17 protein-coding genes and 1 tRNA gene are annotated in these 16116 nt (G+C 65.2%); 15 read left to right on the plus strand and 3 right to left on the minus strand.

Annotated features, from left to right (window positions below; translation table 11 throughout):
* Positions 1–18 precede the first annotated feature (18 nt).
* The 4 genes from puuE to KUV49_RS12780 all read left to right on the plus strand — a co-directional run bounded on the left by puuE (position 19) and on the right by KUV49_RS12780 (position 4133).
* Positions 19–1269, plus strand: coding sequence for an allantoinase PuuE (gene puuE / locus KUV49_RS12765; RefSeq protein ID WP_222450280.1), 1251 nt, complete (start codon positions 19–21; stop codon positions 1267–1269).
* Positions 1266–1766: an ureidoglycolate lyase gene (locus KUV49_RS12770; RefSeq protein WP_222450281.1), complete on the plus strand. Its 501-nt coding sequence runs from the start codon at positions 1266–1268 to the stop codon at positions 1764–1766. The genes puuE and KUV49_RS12770 overlap by 4 nt, the downstream gene beginning before the upstream one ends.
* Positions 1763–2602, plus strand: a complete 840-nt coding sequence (locus KUV49_RS12775) for a bifunctional allantoicase/(S)-ureidoglycine aminohydrolase (protein ID WP_222450282.1) — start codon at positions 1763–1765, stop codon at positions 2600–2602. Before KUV49_RS12770 ends, KUV49_RS12775 begins: the two co-directional genes overlap by 4 nt.
* A gap of 85 nt (positions 2603–2687) precedes the next feature.
* Entirely contained in the window at positions 2688–4133 is a 1446-nt protein-coding gene (locus KUV49_RS12780; RefSeq protein ID WP_222450283.1) for an NCS1 family nucleobase:cation symporter-1, read from the plus strand.
* 201 nt (positions 4134–4334) lie between these two features.
* Here the strand turns inward: KUV49_RS12780 and KUV49_RS12785 are convergent, their stop codons facing one another.
* The gene (locus tag KUV49_RS12785; protein ID WP_261391195.1) at positions 4335–4820 is read right to left on the minus strand and encodes a MarR family winged helix-turn-helix transcriptional regulator; all 486 of its coding nucleotides are present in this window, start codon (positions 4818–4820) and stop codon (positions 4335–4337) included.
* A gap of 63 nt (positions 4821–4883) precedes the next feature.
* On the opposite strand from KUV49_RS12785, the gene KUV49_RS12790 reads away from it, so the two are divergent.
* From KUV49_RS12790 to KUV49_RS12840, 11 genes are all read left to right on the plus strand, one after another.
* Positions 4884–5351, plus strand: a complete 468-nt coding sequence (locus KUV49_RS12790; protein WP_222450995.1) for a carboxymuconolactone decarboxylase family protein — start codon at positions 4884–4886, stop codon at positions 5349–5351.
* Positions 5351–5788 carry a GNAT family N-acetyltransferase gene (locus KUV49_RS12795; RefSeq protein ID WP_222450284.1) on the plus strand — a complete coding sequence of 146 codons (438 nt, stop codon included), beginning with the start codon at positions 5351–5353 and terminating at the stop codon, positions 5786–5788. The genes KUV49_RS12790 and KUV49_RS12795 overlap by 1 nt, the downstream gene beginning before the upstream one ends.
* The gene (locus KUV49_RS12800; protein WP_222450285.1) at positions 5785–6444 is read left to right on the plus strand and encodes an FMN-dependent NADH-azoreductase; all 660 of its coding nucleotides are present in this window, start codon (positions 5785–5787) and stop codon (positions 6442–6444) included. Before KUV49_RS12795 ends, KUV49_RS12800 begins: the two co-directional genes overlap by 4 nt.
* A gap of 311 nt (positions 6445–6755) precedes the next feature.
* Positions 6756–7421, plus strand: coding sequence for a (2Fe-2S)-binding protein (locus KUV49_RS12805; protein WP_222450286.1), 666 nt, complete (start codon positions 6756–6758; stop codon positions 7419–7421).
* 208 nt (positions 7422–7629) lie between these two features.
* On the plus strand, positions 7630–9978 hold the full coding sequence (locus KUV49_RS12810) for a TonB-dependent receptor domain-containing protein (protein WP_222450287.1): 2349 nt from the start codon (positions 7630–7632) through the stop codon (positions 9976–9978).
* Between the two features lie 54 nt (positions 9979–10032).
* Positions 10033–10947 (plus strand): iron-siderophore ABC transporter substrate-binding protein, encoded by a 915-nt coding sequence (locus KUV49_RS12815; RefSeq protein WP_222450288.1) that lies wholly within the window; start codon positions 10033–10035, stop codon positions 10945–10947.
* Positions 10944–11933, plus strand: a complete 990-nt coding sequence (locus KUV49_RS12820; protein WP_222450289.1) for a FecCD family ABC transporter permease — start codon at positions 10944–10946, stop codon at positions 11931–11933. The genes KUV49_RS12815 and KUV49_RS12820 overlap by 4 nt, the downstream gene beginning before the upstream one ends.
* A complete protein-coding gene (locus tag KUV49_RS12825) occupies positions 11930–12910 on the plus strand; it encodes a FecCD family ABC transporter permease (RefSeq protein WP_222450290.1) in 981 nt (326 codons plus the stop codon). Before KUV49_RS12820 ends, KUV49_RS12825 begins: the two co-directional genes overlap by 4 nt.
* Positions 12900–13745, plus strand: coding sequence for an ABC transporter ATP-binding protein (locus KUV49_RS12830; protein WP_222450291.1), 846 nt, complete (start codon positions 12900–12902; stop codon positions 13743–13745). The genes KUV49_RS12825 and KUV49_RS12830 overlap by 11 nt, the downstream gene beginning before the upstream one ends.
* A 248-nt stretch (positions 13746–13993) precedes the next feature.
* Positions 13994–14530: an RNA polymerase sigma factor gene (locus tag KUV49_RS12835; protein ID WP_222450292.1), complete on the plus strand. Its 537-nt coding sequence runs from the start codon at positions 13994–13996 to the stop codon at positions 14528–14530.
* Between the two features lie 74 nt (positions 14531–14604).
* Entirely contained in the window at positions 14605–15549 is a 945-nt protein-coding gene (locus tag KUV49_RS12840; protein ID WP_222450293.1) for a FecR family protein, read from the plus strand.
* 69 nt (positions 15550–15618) lie between these two features.
* Here KUV49_RS12840 and KUV49_RS12845 read toward each other — a convergent pair.
* A tRNA-Arg gene (locus KUV49_RS12845) sits at positions 15619–15695 on the minus strand.
* Between the two features lie 115 nt (positions 15696–15810).
* Positions 15811–16110 (minus strand): hypothetical protein, encoded by a 300-nt coding sequence (locus KUV49_RS12850; RefSeq protein WP_222450294.1) that lies wholly within the window; start codon positions 16108–16110, stop codon positions 15811–15813.
* Positions 16111–16116 lie beyond the last annotated feature (6 nt).

The raw sequence follows: 16116 nt of genomic DNA on the forward strand, positions 1-16116 counted from the left end.
TTCAACAAAGGAGCAGACATGACCCGCTATCCCCGTGACATGCGCGGCTACGGCGCGACGCCGCCGGACCCGCGCTGGCCCGACGGTGCGAAGATCGCCGTGCAATTCGTGCTGAACTATGAAGAGGGCGGCGAGAATTGCGTCCTGCATGGCGACGCGGCCTCGGAGGCATTCCTGTCGGACATTCCCGGCGCGGTGCCCTGGCCGGGCCAGCGTCACTGGAACATGGAGTCGATCTATGAATACGGCGCGCGGGCCGGGTTCTGGCGGTTGTACGATCTGTTCACCGGGGCGGGTATTCCGCTGACCATCTACGGCGTCGCCACCGCCCTGGCACGCAGCCCCGAACAGGTGGCGGCCATGACCGACGCGGGCTGGGAGATCGCCAGCCACGGCCTGAAATGGATCGACCACAAGGACATGCCCGAACACGAGGAGCGCGCGGCCATCGCCGAAGCGGTGCGCCTGCATACCGAAGTGGTCGGCGAACGGCCGCGCGGCTGGTACACGGGCCGGTGCAGCGTCAACACCGTGCGCCTTGTCGCCGAGGAAGGCGGGTTCGACTATATCTCGGATTGCTACGACGATGATCTGCCCCACTGGCGCGGATTCGCCCGGCGCGATCAACTGATGATCCCCTACTCGCTGGAAACCAACGACATGCGCTTTGCCGCCACGCCAGGCTGGGTGACGGGCGGCGATTTCGAGACCTACCTGAAGGACACGTTCGACACGCTTTACGCCGAGGGCGCGGCGGGCGCGCCGAAGATGATGACGGTGGGGCTGCATTGCCGCCTGATCGGCCGCCCCGGCAAGATCGCCGGGTTGCGCCGCTTCATCGAGTATGTGCAGCGTCACGATGCGGTCTGGTGCCCGCGCCGCACCGACATCGCGCGGCACTGGGCCGCCACCCACCCCCACCATCGCCAGGAACGCCCCAGCGCGATGAAAGAGGCACGGTTCACCGAGGTGTTCGGACCGGCGCTGGGCGCGGGCAAGTGGCTGGCCCCGCGGGCCTGGGCGCTGGAACTGGGACCGGGCCATGACAGCGCCATCGGTCTGCACAATGCCTTTTGCCGCGCCTTGCGCAGCGCCACCGGCGCGGAGCGCGCGGCGCTGGCGCAGGAGATGGCCGGGGCGGCGCAGTCCGCCACGGTTGGCGCGGGGGGCGATGAGCCCGCGGCGGTGACAGACGCGCGCGCCGTCGATCGGGCCTGCACGGCCTATGAAACCGCGCTTCTGCCGCGCCTGCGAGAGTTGCTGCAATGAGCGGCGCGCGCATTCTGGCCGCGCCCTTGACGGCAGAGGCCTTTGCCCCGTTCGGCGACGTGATCGAGGCCCGTGGCGCGCCCGATATCATGATAAACCAGGGGCGCTGTGGCCGGTTCCACGACCGCGCGCGGCTTGATTTCGGGGACGAGGGCCGCGCCGGGCTGAGCCTCTTCGACGCCGAGGCCGAGACCCTGCCCCTCAGCCTCGGGATGATGGAGCGTCACCCGCTGGGCAGCCAGGCCTTCGTGCCGATGGATCCCGTCGCGATGCTGATCTGCGTGGCCCTGGACGCGTCGGGCCGCCCCGGAGAGCCGCGCGCCTTTCTCAGCCAGCCGGGACAGGCGGTGAACCTGCTGCGCGGTGTCTGGCACGGCGTCCTGAACCCGATCGGCGGGCCGGGCCGGTTCCTGGTGATCGACCGGATCGGGGCGGGCACCAACCTCGAGGAACACTGGTTCGAGCACCCTTTCACAGTCCAGGGAGACCTGTCATGAGCGACCGCACCTATGCCTATCCCGAGGGCGGGTTGCCGCCCCAGAGCCAGCTGCTGACCGGCCGCGCGGTGTTTACCGAGGCCTACGCGGTGATCCCGCACGGCACGATGAGCGATATCGTGACCAGCAAGCTGCCGTTCTGGGACAAGGCCCGGTTCTGGGTATTGGCTCGGCCCCTGTCGGGGTTTGCCGAGACGTTTTCGCAATATATCGCAGAGGTGCAGCCGGGCGGCGGCAGCGACCGGCCCGAAACCGAAGCCGGGGTCGAGGCGGTGCTGTTCGTCGTCGACGGGACGCTGCGGCTGACGCTGGATGGCGTGGCGCACGAGATGGGCGCGGGCGGATACGCCTATATCCCGCCCGGCACGGACTGGCAGCTGAGGGTCCCGGGCGCGGCGCCGGCCCGGTTCCACTGGATCCGCAAGGCGTACCAGGCGGTTGACGGCATCGACGCGCCTCCGGCCCTGGTCACCGACGAGGCAGATGTCGCACCGACCGCGATGCCCGACACCGACGGGCGATGGGCGACCACCCGGTTCGTCGATCCCGACGACCTGCGCCACGACATGCATGTGACCATCGTCACCTTGCAGCCGGGCGCGGTGATCCCGTTCGCCGAAACCCATGTCATGGAACACGGGCTCTACGTGTTGCAGGGCAAGGCGGTCTATCGGCTGAACCAGGACTGGGTCGAGGTCGAGGCCGGCGATTTCATGTGGCTGCGCGCGTTCTGCCCGCAGGCCTGCTATGCCGGTGGGCCGGAGCCGTTCCGCTATCTTCTCTACAAGGACGTGAACCGGCACATGCCGCTCGCGCCGGGTGCCTTGCCGCGTTGAGCGGCGCATCCCGGCGGCGATTGTCGACACGCCGCCGGGCCAATTCAAAAAAACAATAATCAAGTCGACGGACAGAGAGGACACAATGACTGCAATCGAAACAAACCACGGCCATGCCGGGTCCACGCTGGACCCGGAGGGCAACACGCTGCAGCCGGTCAAGGCCAGCGAAAAGACCTGGGGATGGTTCGCCATCTTCAACGTCTGGGCCAACGACGTTCAGTCGCTGTTCGGCTATTCGCTGGTGGCGTCGCTGTTCATATCCTACGGGGTCAGCGGCTGGACCGCCTTTGCGGCGCTGATCGCCGCGGGCCTCTTCACCATGTGGATGGTCAACCTGTCCGGCGCGCCGGGCGAGAAATACGGCATCCCCTACCCCGTTCTGGCCCGCGCCAGCCTTGGAACCAGCGGCGCGCGCCTGCCCGCGGTTTTGCGGGCGACGGTCGCGGTGTTCTGGTACGGTGTGCAGGTCTATTTTGCCTCCACGGCGGTCGCGCTGCTGATCCGGTCCCTGACCGGGATCGAGGCCGGGGGCACCGAGATTCTGGGCCTGACCGGGATCGACTGGCTGTCGTTCCTCATCGTCTGGGCCTTTCATATCGTGATCTTCTGGCGCGGGATGAACTGGGTCGAGACCTTCCTGAATGTCGCCGGTCCGCTCGTCTACCTGGTGATGATCGGCCTGCTGATCGTGCTGTGGCAAAAGGCCGACGGCCAGCTGCTCGAGGCGACGGCCACGATCTTTGCCAACCCGGATGCGACCTTCCTGACCGAGTTCAACGGCTTCGTGGCGATCGTCGGCACGATGGTGGCCTATTTCGCCGCCGTGATGATCAACTTCAGCGATTTCTCGCGCTATTCCCGCGACAAGCGGTCGATGGTGATGGGCAACCTGGTGGGGCTGCCCTTCAACATGATCCTGTTCTCGGCGCTGGCCCTGCTGACCACCGCGGGCGCGGCTGTCGTCTTTGGCGAGGAAATCACCAACCCCAGCCTTATCGTCGAGCGCACCGACAGCGTGCTGCTGGGGGTCATCGCCGCGCTGACCTTCTTTGCGGCCACGGTCGGGATCAACCTTGTCGCCAATTTCATCCCGGCGGTGAACGGCATCGCCAACCTCGCGCCGGAAAAGATCAGCTTTCGCAAGGCGGGGCTGATCACCTCCTTCCTGGCGCTGATCATCGGCGGCTTCTGGACCAGCTTCATCAGCGAGGTCGGCATCAGCGGCTTCGTCAACACGCTGGGCGCGACGCTGGCCCCGGTCTTCGGGATCATGATCGTGGACTACTACCTGCATCGCGGCCAAAGCCTGGATCTCGATGACCTCTACGACATGTCCGGGGGGCGCTATCACTACACCAACGGCTGGAACCTGACCGCGGTCAAGGTGTTCGCCATCGCCGCGATCTTCTCGGTCGCGACGGTCTGGGTGCCGTGGTTCGGGTTCCTGTCCGGGTATAACTGGGTGATCGGGGCCTGCCTTGGCGGCGCGTTGTACTACGCGATGGCCAGGACGTCCGCCACGACCTGACCCTTGCACGCATGACGGCCGGCGGCAGGGGGATGCCGCCGGCCTGTCGGCAGGAGGATCGCCGGCCCGTCAGGCAACGTGCGGCCCTTTTGGCCCGGTCCATCCCCGGACAAGGCGCACATGCGCCGCACGAGAGCGGCCGCTTTCCCAAAAGGCGCCTTCACGTTCCAAACTCCACGTCGCCGGTCCGGGATGCGCAGGTCACGATTTGGTGGCGCCTCCCTCACAGCTTCGCCGTCCCGCGGCGACCAGCCAACGGCGGATCGTGCGTTGCTCCTCCTCGGAGAACCCCTCCGCCAGGTCGGTTTCGAGCGCGTATACCAGCCTTTTTGCCCGGACAAGCACCTGTCGCCCTGCATCTGTCAGCTCGATTCGCCGCTTGCGCCCATGCTCCTGATGCGGGTGGCGCCGGATCAGCGCCGCATTCTCGAGGTTCCGCAGGATTGTGCTCATCGTCTGCGGGGTCAGCAGCGCGATCCGCGCCAGATCGGCGCTCGAATGCTCGGGGTAGGCATCCAACATGGTCAGCGCGGCGAATTGCGGTTGCGTCAGCCCGGTCTCGCGCAGAGAGGTGTCCACCCGGTGCCGATAGCCGTTCGCCGCCTGGCGCAGAAGATAACCCAAGTAGCCATCCGGTCCGCGCTTGTCCGTAGCTTCGCCCGGAAGAGGCCTTGTCGTCTTGCTCATTGTCAGAACTCTGATATTAATGTCAGCACTCTGACAATAAGATGAACGAGGATCTTGTCCAAGATGAAAACCGAGCGGAACATGACCTATTCAGATTTCGAGCGGGACCACCCCGCAGCGCTGGCTGCGCTCCTTGCCATGAGCAAGGCGGTCGATGCCTCCGGGCTCGAAAAGGCCCTGACCGAACTGGTGAAACTGCGCGTTTCCCAGATCAACGCCTGCGGCTTCTGCATCGACCTGCACCTGAGCGTGGCGCGGCGCGCGGGCGTCGATGAGGCAAAGCTCGACCTGCTGCCGGCCTGGCACGACAGCGCCGTTTACAGCGCCCGTGACCGCGCCGCGCTCGCCTGGGCCGAACATGTCACCCTGACGCCGACAGCCGCCCTGCCCGCCGAGACCCGCACCGCGCTCGATACGGTCTTCGACGCGTCCGAACAGGTCAATCTGACCGTCGCGATTGCCAATATCAACGCCTGGAACCGCATTGCCGGGGCGCTGCATTTTCCCACCCGGACCCCGGCGGCGGCCTGATGAGCAAGATCGTTCCGGTCGAGGATGCCGCCACCGTCGCCGCCTGTTTCGAACTCATGCGGCAGCTTCGTCCGCATCTTGGAAGCGCCGCCGAATTCGTGGCCCGTTGGCAAAGCCAGAGCGCCGAGGGCTACCGGCTGCTTGCGATCCACGAAGGCGGCAAGCCCGTGGCGCTGGCCGGATACCGGATTCAGGAGAACCTGATACACGGGCGGCATATCTACCTCGACGATCTGGTGACGGACCAGAGCCACCGCAGCCGCGGTCTTGGTCAGCGCCTGCTGGAACATGTGCAGGAGATCGGACGGGCGGCGGGCTGTGGCCGGCTGAGCCTCGACACCCCGTTGTCGAACGCCTTGGGCCATCGTTTCTATTTCCGCCAAGGGATGCTTGCCAGCGCCTTGCGCTTCAATATCCCCTTGACCGGCGTGGAATGAGCACGTTTCTCCACATCAGCGCCAGCTCGCGGACGGCGAACTCCCACAGTCGGCGATTGGGACAACGCGCCAGCGAACGGATCCGCGCGGCGCATCCCGCGCTGAAGCTCTGCCGCCGCGACCTGGCACAGCCGTTCCTGCCGCACCCCGATGAAGCTTTTGTCGAGGCCAGCCTGCGCCCTCCCCTGGACCGGGATGCGAACGATCGCGCAGCCCTCGCCCTGTCCGAGAGCCTGATCGCCGAGCTGGAGGTCTCTGACCTGCTTGTTATCGACTTTCCGATGTACAACTTCGCGTTGCCGTCCAGCCTGAAGGCCTGGCTGGACCTGGTTCTCAGGCCGAACCGAACGTTCCGCGTCACCGCGAAGGGCAAAATCGGGGTGCTCGCGGATCGCCCGGCGATTTGCATCATGGCCGCAGGCGGGCGCTTTGACGGCCCCCAGGCGCAGCCCGACTTCGCCACGCCCCATCTGCGCCACGCCCTGCAAACCATCGGCATCGCAAGCAGCCGGTTCTTTATCGCCGACCGCGCCGGAAGAGCCGAACGCCAGGAGACGGATCGCGATTTTGACCGCTGGATCGGCGGGCTGCTGACAGCTGTGGGTCCTGGTCCTGCGCCGCATCGGCAATCCTTGCCATCGAGCGAGCCACGGTGAGAGATTTGCGCAAGGCGGGGCCCTCAGGACTCCCCCTGACGGGTCGAAAATCGAAAGCCGAAGTCCCGGCCGTGCTCGGCCAAACGTCATAACAGAGAGCTTTATGACGAGGTAACGCAATGTGCGATGGCAGCGACCACGGGTTCGGCACCCAGCCCGACGGGGGGCACGCCGGGTGCGACGTTTCACGAATCCCGGGCAACGTCGTGCCGTGCAGCGATTTCTTTGCCGACGACGCAGCCCTTCTGAAGGCGTTCGAGTATCAGCGCAGCTTTTGCCCCGACGCTGACACCAAAGCCTCCGCGACCTTCATGTTGTCCGACTATATCGCGGTATTGATGAACGTGCTGATCCCGCTCATCATGCATCACCGGATCGTGCCAAGCCTCGCCCCCCGGGATGTTGGGCTGAGCTTTCACCAGGCCACTGACCAGCCGACCGATCCGTCCCAACCACAGCCAAGGACGATGCGTATCGTCTTTTTGTCTTCCGATCTCGCGGCAGCGTCGGACCTGTCGGCCATCCCCACCCGGGAGGGTGCGACGAAGCCGGACCTTGCCGAGGCACTCAGAACAGAAACCGAACGCCATTTCGCGCCACTGATCTGTCGTCTGAGCGCCCTTTCCGGGCTGGCGCCTGCCGCATTCTGGCGCCTCGTGGCGGATGGTATCGCGGCGGAATTTCTGACGGTCGGCAAAAACACAGGAGAGGAAGCGCTCGCCAAGGCCCTGGCGTTGAGGATCGTGAAAACGCAAGGCTCTCCGCTGAACAATGCACAGCTGCATTTCTTCGACCTCGATCTGGCCGTCGCGGGCGAACCGTCCAACCGCGTTTGCCTGCGCGCACGTGGAGGATGCTGCCGGTACTATACGGTCGAGGCGGGCAGGTTCTGTACCACCTGCGTTCTGAAGGCCCCTGCCCCGCGCAACCGCGATCTTCGGATCGCTCTTCGCCGTCGCTTCGGACTGAGCGATTAGGCGCGGGCACCACCATCGCAACTTTTTTTGGTGCGAATAGTCCCAAGCGCAATGGCCCAAACGTCAGATAAGGGAACGGATCACAGCCGCCGCCACGAATCCGCGACAACCCAAGACAGATCGCGATGACGCGGGGGGCAGAATGACACAGAATACCGAGGCTTGGCGCACCGCCGCACGCGTGCGAAAAACGTCCGTGAAGCCGACAATGGCCGCAGCAATACTGGCAAGCATTTGGCTGGCGACAGACGCTCCGGCCCAGAGCTTTCCCGCAACGGCGGACGCACAGAAGATATCGGTCGCAGCGGGACCCCTGACACAGGGTCTCAATGACCTGGCGCGGCAGACCGGCCTGCAGATCCTCTTCGATCCCGCGCTTGCCTCCCGAACGTCCACGCCCGGGGTCAGCGGCACCATGTCCCCCCACGCCGCCCTGGACCTGCTGCTTTCGGGCACGGGACTGGAGCCGCGCTTTGCCGGCGCCAACCAGGTCGTGCTGGAACGGAAACCCGACGAGGGTGCCGCGACAGTGCAGGATGGTGCCGTCAACCTGGGCACGATCACCATCTATGGCAACAGGAGCGCGACCACGCTCGGAAGCACCGATGCAAGTGTCGGCGTCGTCGGCTCGGACCAGATCCGCGACGGTCAGATCCGGTCCTTCCGGGATTCCTTCCGTCGACTGGGCAACGTCATCGATGGCGACTGGACGGATAACGGGTTCATCATCCGCGGCGTAAACTCCGAGGGATTGGTGCCGGGCGGAGCACCCCTGGCCTCGCTCTATGTCGATGGAGTCCAGCAGACGAGCCAAGGCACGCGGCGCGGCGCCCGCTCCCTGTGGGATGTCGAACAGGTCGAAGTCTACCGTGGCCCCCAGTCAACGCTCTCGGGCCGGGCTGCGATGGCCGGGGCACTCTATATCAAGACGAAGGATCCTGTCTTCGAGAAGGAAGGAGAAATCTCCGGAACCATCGGTTCGAACGGCCTGCGCGGCACCGCATTCATGCTGAACACGCCGCTCAAGAACGACCAGGTGGCGCTTCGCTTCTCCGGGGTCTTCGAAAGAAGCGAGAACGATATCGAGTATCCGACGTTCTCGTCCTTTACCCACCTGGACGATTTCACCACCGACACGAACTACCAGATTCGGGCCAAACTGCTGTTTGAACCGAAAGCTTCCCCATCCACGCGCGCCCTGCTGAGCTACTCGTTCTCGCACGACGATCCCTATGTCCGCGATATCGGAGGGCCCGGCCTTGGCTTCGACTTTGATGACGAGCGCGGGGACTTCACGATTCCGGCCTATGTCGAACATCGCCCGACCGACGTGCACAATCTCGGCCTTGAGGTCACCCACGATCTGACAAACGCGCTGCGGTTCACCTCGATGACGGCCTTCAGCTACTCGGACACCCAACGGCGATCGCCGAATTACCGGACACCGGGTGAGATCAACACCTATCACGGGCACTATAGAAACCTGCTGGCGTCCCAGGAGTTTCGCCTCAATTACGAAGACGACAGGCTGACCTGGGTCGCGGGGCTCTACGCCGCCTACGAGCACGAGGACAACTTTTACGACCGAACCATCTATGACTATCGGAACCAGGTCCAACGCAACGAAAGCTCCAGCGAAAACTACGCGATTTTCGGTGAGGCGACCTTCGAGGTGATCCCGACGGTGAATGTCACACTTGGCGGACGCCTCGACTACACCCACCAGGATATCCGCCAATACCTAGAAAGGACCGAACCCCTGGGGGGAGTCACCACGGTTCGTACCAATTTCTCGACCAGTTTCGACGAATGGAATTTCGTGCCCAAGGTCGGCATCGCAAAGGATTTCGGTCAGGCCCACACAGCCGGGCTTACCTATTCGACCGGGTTTCGAACCGGCGGCGCCTCGTTCGATTCGATCAACCAGACGCCGTATACTTACGACCCCGAGAAAGCGCAGACTGTCGAACTTTACTACAAGGGGGCATTCCTCGATGATCGGCTGTCCCTGAATGCCAACCTGTTTCATACACGGTTCGAGGACCAACAGGTCCAGATGCAAATCGACCCGAGTGATCTGTTGTCGCGTCAGATCGTCAACGCGGCGTCATCTGAATCCTGGGGGTTCGAGATCGAACCGACCTATCGCCCCAACGACCGGCTCGATGCGTTCCTGTCCATCGGCTACGTGAAGACAGAGTTCAAGGAATTCACACATGCGACTTATGGTGATCTCTCCGGCATGCCTTTCCCGGAAGCCCCGGAATGGACCATCGGCATGGGGGCAAACTATCGCTTCGGCAATGGGTTCTTTGTCGGCGCGGACGCAAAGTACACGTCGGACTATCTCGCGCGTCTCGGCGCCCTGCCGCATGACTACCTGGACAGCCGATGGCTGGTGAACCTTCAGGCAGGGTACCGGGCGGAGGACTGGGAGCTGAACGCCTTTGTCGAGAACGCCTTCGACGAGCGCTATTTCGTCTACAACGACAATGACAATGCCGCAACGCTTGGCGAAGGCCGGCGTTTCGGCGTCACCCTCAGCGCTAAATTCTGACGGTCTGGGCGCCGGGGTCGTCCGGCGCCCGCCTCCTCGGCAGGTTTTGACTTCATGCGGCTCACCGCGTTACTCGTTTCACTCTTCGTGACCTTTTCGCAATCCGTCGCCGCCTGCGACGGTCGCGTCATTTCCGATGGCGTATACGATGCCCCGCTCTGCTCACCGGCGGATCCCGCCCGCATCGTCGTGCTCGATCCGCAGATGGCGCTCGGCATGCTGTGGGAACTGGATGTTCCGGTGCTGGGGGCTCCGCTTGTTTCCCTGCCCGATGCAGGTGCCGGCACCCGCGCCCGCAAGGCGGACATTGCCGACATCGGCCACGCCCAGCAGCCCAGCCTCGAAAGGATCGTAGCGCTCAGGCCCGACCTGATCATCGGCGATGCCTACACGCATGAAAGCCTTTATCCCTCGCTCACCCGGATCGCACCCACAGTGCTGTCGACGCATCAGAACTGGAAGGCGCATTTCCTGCTGCTTGCCGAGGTTACGGGCCGAAGAGAGCCGGCCGCGGCGATGCTCGAGGCCTATGAGACCCGCGTCGCCGACATCCGCGACCATGTGCCCGAGGACCTGACCGTCTCGGTGCTGCGCGTTTCGCCCAACGGCTTTCAGGTCTATCTCGACGGGCCGAGGGCCTATGCGCCCTATGCGGTGCTCGCCGAGGCCGGCATACGACGCCCCGCCTACGAGACCACGCAAGGCCCGGATTTCCGCAAGCGCCCGGGCTGGGAGGAACTGACGGCGCTCGATGGCGACATCCTGCTTTACGTGGTGGCCAACGGCTACGATCCTCAAGGCGACGACGCACTGGCCGCAAAGGTCGAGGCCAACCCGCTCTGGCAGATGCTGCCCGCTGTCGCCGCGGGCCGCGCGTGGCGCGTCCAGCGGTCGCAATGGATGGGGTTTCGCGGGGTTGCCTCGGCTCATGCGGTGCTCGACGACATCGAGCGCTTCATCCTGCCATGATCCATCCCGGACCCGCAGGCTTTGCCGCACTGGCCTGCGGCGTCGTGCTGATCTTCGCCCTGTCGCTGATGCAGGGCGCCCAGCACATTCCGGCAGCCCGTCTCCTGGAGACGCTGGTCGCCCCGGACGGATCCCGCGAATACCTGATCCTCTCCGGGATCCGTTTGCCGCGCGCGCTGACTGGCATGCTTGCCGGATCGGCCCTGGCCGTTGCGGGGACGATCCTGCAGGCGGCCACCGGCAACCCGCTGGCCTCGCCCGGGCTTCTCGGCGTGAATGCAGGCGCCGCATTCAGCGTCGTACTCGCCATCTCGCTTCTCGGAATCGCCGAGCCCGGGATCACGCTCTGGTGTGCCTTCGCCGGCGCGGCCGCCGCCTCGGTGGCCGTCTACGCCCTGGGCCAATCCGCGGGAGGCACGCCCCTGACGCTGCTGCTGTCCGGCGCCGTGACAGGCGGCATCCTCACCGCCCTGACGACCGTGGTCCTGATCTACGACCAGCATGCGCTGGACCAGGTCCGCCTCTGGACCGCCGGATCGCTCGGCGGGCGGCAGATGGGCGATGTGGCAGCCATCGCGCCCTTCATCCTGGCCGCCCTCGCTGCGGCGCTGCTGCTGCGGCGGCAGATCATGGTGCTCAGTCTCGGCCGCGACGTCGCGCAGGGGCTGGGCCAGAACCGCTTGCTCTGGCTGCCGGTCGCCCTGACGCTGGCGGTGCTCCTCGCAAGCGGCGCCGTCGCTCTGTCCGGTCCGGTGGGGTTTGTCGGGCTGGTGGCGCCGCACCTGGTTCGGCTGGTGGCGGGTCCGGATTACCGCGTGCTGTTGCCCGCCGCCGCCCTGGCCGGCCCGGCCCTGCTGCTGGGCGCCGACACCGCCGGGCACTGGCTCTCGGCAAGTGCAACCTTTCCCGTCGGCATCTCGACCGCGTTGCTCGGCGCGCCGTTCTTCATCTGGCTCGCGCGGCGCGGAACCGGGAGCGCCCGATGATCCGCATCTGCCTGACGCTCGGCGCCGCGCTTTCGGCACTTGCCGTCGCCTCGCTGGGAACGGGAGAAATGCCGCTGTCGGCGGAACGCGTGGTCTCGGCGCTGCTCTTTCCCGGCGCGGACCCGGACGCGGCGCTTGTCGTGATCGACTTCCGCCTGCCGCGCCTGCTCGCCGCCTGCCTTGCCGGCGCGGCACTGGCCCTTGCAGGGGCGATCACCCAGGCGGTGATGCGCAACACGCTTGCCGAACCCGGCCTTCTGGGGATCAATGCGGGTGCGGCGCTGGCAGTCAGCCTGCTGATCGTCGTGTCGGCGCCGGGCCTGTCCTACCTGCTCCCCGTCGCAGGCTTCGCCGGGGCGCTCGCCATGACCGGCGCGATCTGGGCGCTGGCCTGGAAAGGTGGCGCAGCGCCCATGCGGCTGATCCTGATCGGTATCGGCATGGCAGCGATGGTCAGCGCGGCGACCACGACGTTGATCACCTTTGGCGGGATCACACAGGTTCAGCGCATGATGATCTGGCTCGCGGGCAGCCTGAACGGGCTGGACTGGGAGCGCATGCGTCTGCTTGCGCTTTGGCTGGGCCCGGCCCTTCTGGCCTGCCTTGCAGCGCCGCGCGCGCTCGACCTGATCCGGTTGGAGGACGGCCTCGCGCGCAGCCTCGGGCAAGCCACCGAAAAGGCACGCTTCTTGCTGATCGCCCTTTGCGCCCTGCTGGCCGGAGCGACCGTCGCGGTGACCGGCCCAATCGGTTTTGTCGGGCTGATCGCCCCGCATCTGGCACGGCGCACGGTCGGGCCGGTTCACCGTCGCATGCTTCCCGTCGCGGCACTGTTCGGCGCAGCCCTGGTGGCCGCCGCCGATCTTGCGGGCCGCATGGTTTTCGCGCCAGCGGAGATTCCGGTTGGGCTGGTCACCGTCCTGATCGGCGGACCCTTCTTTTTCTGGCTACAGCGAAGATTGCGCCATGACCCATGATCCTCCACCTGCCCTGCACGCCACGCAACTCTGTGCCGGATACGGGGCTGCGACGGTGCTGCGCGGGCTGGACCTGTGCATCGAACCCGGTGCCTTTACCGCCCTGACCGGGGGGAATGGCAGCGGCAAGTCCACCCTGTTGCACAGCTTTTGCGGCAGCCTGCGTCCAACGGCGGGGAAGGTCGAGCTTGAGGGCACGGATCTACGCGCCCTGGCGCCGCGCCGTATTTCCCGTCGGCTGGCGTTCCTGTCGCAAAACCCCGTTGCGCCCGAGGGCCTGGCCCTTGCCGACCTGATCCGACTTGGCCGGCATCCACATCGCGGCCCGTTCGCACGCTGGAGCCGGAAAGACGAAGACGCCTGCGCAACGGCCATGCAACTGACCGGCACGGAAGCCTTCGCGCAGCGTTCGCTCGAAACCCTTTCGGGCGGTCAGCGTCAGCGTGGCTGGATCGCCATGGCGCTTGCGCAGCAAACCGACATCCTGCTGCTCGACGAACCGACGACCTTTCTCGACCTTGCCCACCAGATCGAGGTCATGGAATTGCTGGTCCGGCTGGTTCGCGACGAAGGCAAGACGGTGGTCGCGGTGCTTCACGATCTCAACCAGGCCGCGCGGCATGTCGACCGCATGGCCGTCCTTCGGGACGGCAGGATCCTCGCGGAAGGCCGCCCCGACGAGGTCATGACCCGCGAAACGCTTCGGGCCGGATTCGGGGTGGATGCCGAGATTCACCCCGATCCGGTCACCGGCACACCGATGTGCCTGCCCCGGCCGATGCCTGGCACTCAAAGGTCAGGTGGCGAACCACATTTCCGGCTGCCACCAGAGTAACAGCGCGTTGCCCCGGAAGACAACGTGCTCTAGAGTTGCCCCGGAGTTCCGAGCAAGGCCCCTCAAGGTTTCGACGCTGATGCCAGAGACCGACGCCCAGCTAAAGCGTTTCGCCTTTTACCTGAGCCATCGGCGAAAGGCGAAACGCGTGCAACGATTGCCCGATGTGCTGCATTTCGCGATAAGCTGTGCTTCGGGTTTATCGCGAAACACTTTAGATGGCGACTGGAGCGAACAGGGAAAACGATATGCGGATCGCGGCAGAGGACATCGATGATTCCGAACTTCTGAACCGGGCGATCGTTCTGCACTACAACGATATTGTCGCGGCGGTTGCCCGACGCGGTCATTCCCGAGGATCCGCGAAGGATATCGTTCATGACCTTTACCTGAAACTGTCCGAGAAACCCGAACTCCTGCGCGGAAAGCGCTATCCCGGCAGTTTCCTTGCCCGCGCCGCGATAAACCTCGGGATCGATCGGTTTCGGCGTCAGAATTTCGAGGCGCAGCTTTTCACTGCCGCCGACGGCATCGTCGAGACTGTGCCGGCGGACATGCCCGCACCCGATCACCGGCTGGAAATCGAAGCCCGGCTGACATGCCTGCGCGCGGCCATCGCCGAGTTGCCCCCGCGCCGCAAGGCCGTCTTTATCATGCACCGCCTGCACGGGTATTCCGCCGATGAAATCGCTGCAAAGCTCAATATCAGCCGTAACATGGTGGACCGACACCTGCGCAAGAGCCTGATCCATTGCCTCGATCGGATTGAACAAGAGGCAGGCTGAAGGTCCTTTTTCGCAAGGGACATTCGTGATTATGGCAGAGCGACACGACACGACGGGGCAACAGGGGTACGCGCATGCCGCGCAGGCAGTCACGACGACGGCGACATGAAGAGGCCGCGGACTGGGTCCTGCGCCAGAGCCGTGGCCCGTTGAGTTCCGCCGAGGAGGCCGCGCTTCAGGCGTGGTTGGCGGACCCGGACAACCGGCGGAGCTACGAGTCGGCCCGGCAGCTCTTTGGCGCAGCGGGACAGGCAATCGCATCCGACCCGGACCTCCGCGCCTTCGAGGCGAAACCTGCCAAGCCGGCAGGCCTCAAGGTTGCGGTCGTTGCCGCGGCACTTGCCATTGGCATCGGCAGCTTTTTCTGGGCCGACGGACCCATGCGGTTGCGGGCCGATCTGATCGCCGGGATTGACGAGATGCCGCGGGTAACGCTCGGGGATGGCTCGGTGGTGCAACTGAACGCGGGGTCCGCGATTGCGGTCGATTTCGACTTGGGACAGCGCAGCGTTCACCTGATGCGCGGCCAAGCCTATTTCGAGGTCGCGCCCGATCGCGATCGACCTTTCTCCGTAACCGCTGGCACGACCACCGTTGTCGCTCTCGGCACCGCATTCGATGTTCGGCTCGGCCAGGCCGATATCGCGGTCACGGTGACCGAGCATAGCGTTCTCCTTGACCTTGGCGAAGACAGGACAACGCAACTGAACGAGGGGCAACAGGGGCGATACCAGATCGCCGGCGCACAGCTTACCGTGGAAGACTCCGATCATCACCGCGCCCTGGCGTGGCGAGACGGCAAGCTGGTTCTCGACGACACCCCGATCGACGAAATCATCACCGAAATCGACAAACGAATGTCCGGGAAAATTTTCGTGACAGGGGCGTCCCTCGACGAAAGACGATTGAGCGGGACCATCGACATCACCGATCCGGTTGCTGCCCTGTCCTTTATCGAGCAGGCGCTTGATGCCAGGACACTTCAAATCGGACCGATGATCATCATGAGGCTTGACTAGGCCCAGGACCCTGCCCTGACACGCGCGCCGGAGGCACCACAGCGACACGTGATGATATATTCTGGAAAATGGCGCACCTGAAAGGATTCGAACCTTTGGCCTCTGCCTTCGGAGGGCAGCGCTCTATCCAGCTGAGCTACAGGTGCCTGGGCGACGCTATAACTCGTTCGGTCCAGTGCCGCAACGGCGAAAACGCCCGCGATGCGGCGCAGGCCGCGGGAGGTGTCGTGGCCCGGGCGGGACGCGCCCGGGCCGCACGGGTCAGGGACGCGCGCCGCCCTGGTTGCCGCCGCCCTGATTGCCGCCACCGCCAGACCGGGGCTGGCCCGTGGGGTTGCGCGGGGTTTGCGGATAGTCGCCCGGCAGGCATTCCTCGCCGCCGCCGGCAGTGCCTTGCTGGCCGCCGCCCGGGCAGCCGCCGCCGCCCCCGTCGCTGTCATACTTGGTCATGATCGGATCGGGCGTGATCGCGGCCCGACTCGGGGTCGTGGGGGACTCGGTGCAGGCCGACAGGCTGGCGCCCATCAGGGCGACGAAGGCGGTTGTGTGCAGTTTGAACATGATGCT

The organism is Roseovarius atlanticus, assembly GCF_019802205.1.
Lineage (GTDB): Bacteria > Pseudomonadota > Alphaproteobacteria > Rhodobacterales > Rhodobacteraceae > Roseovarius > Roseovarius atlanticus_A.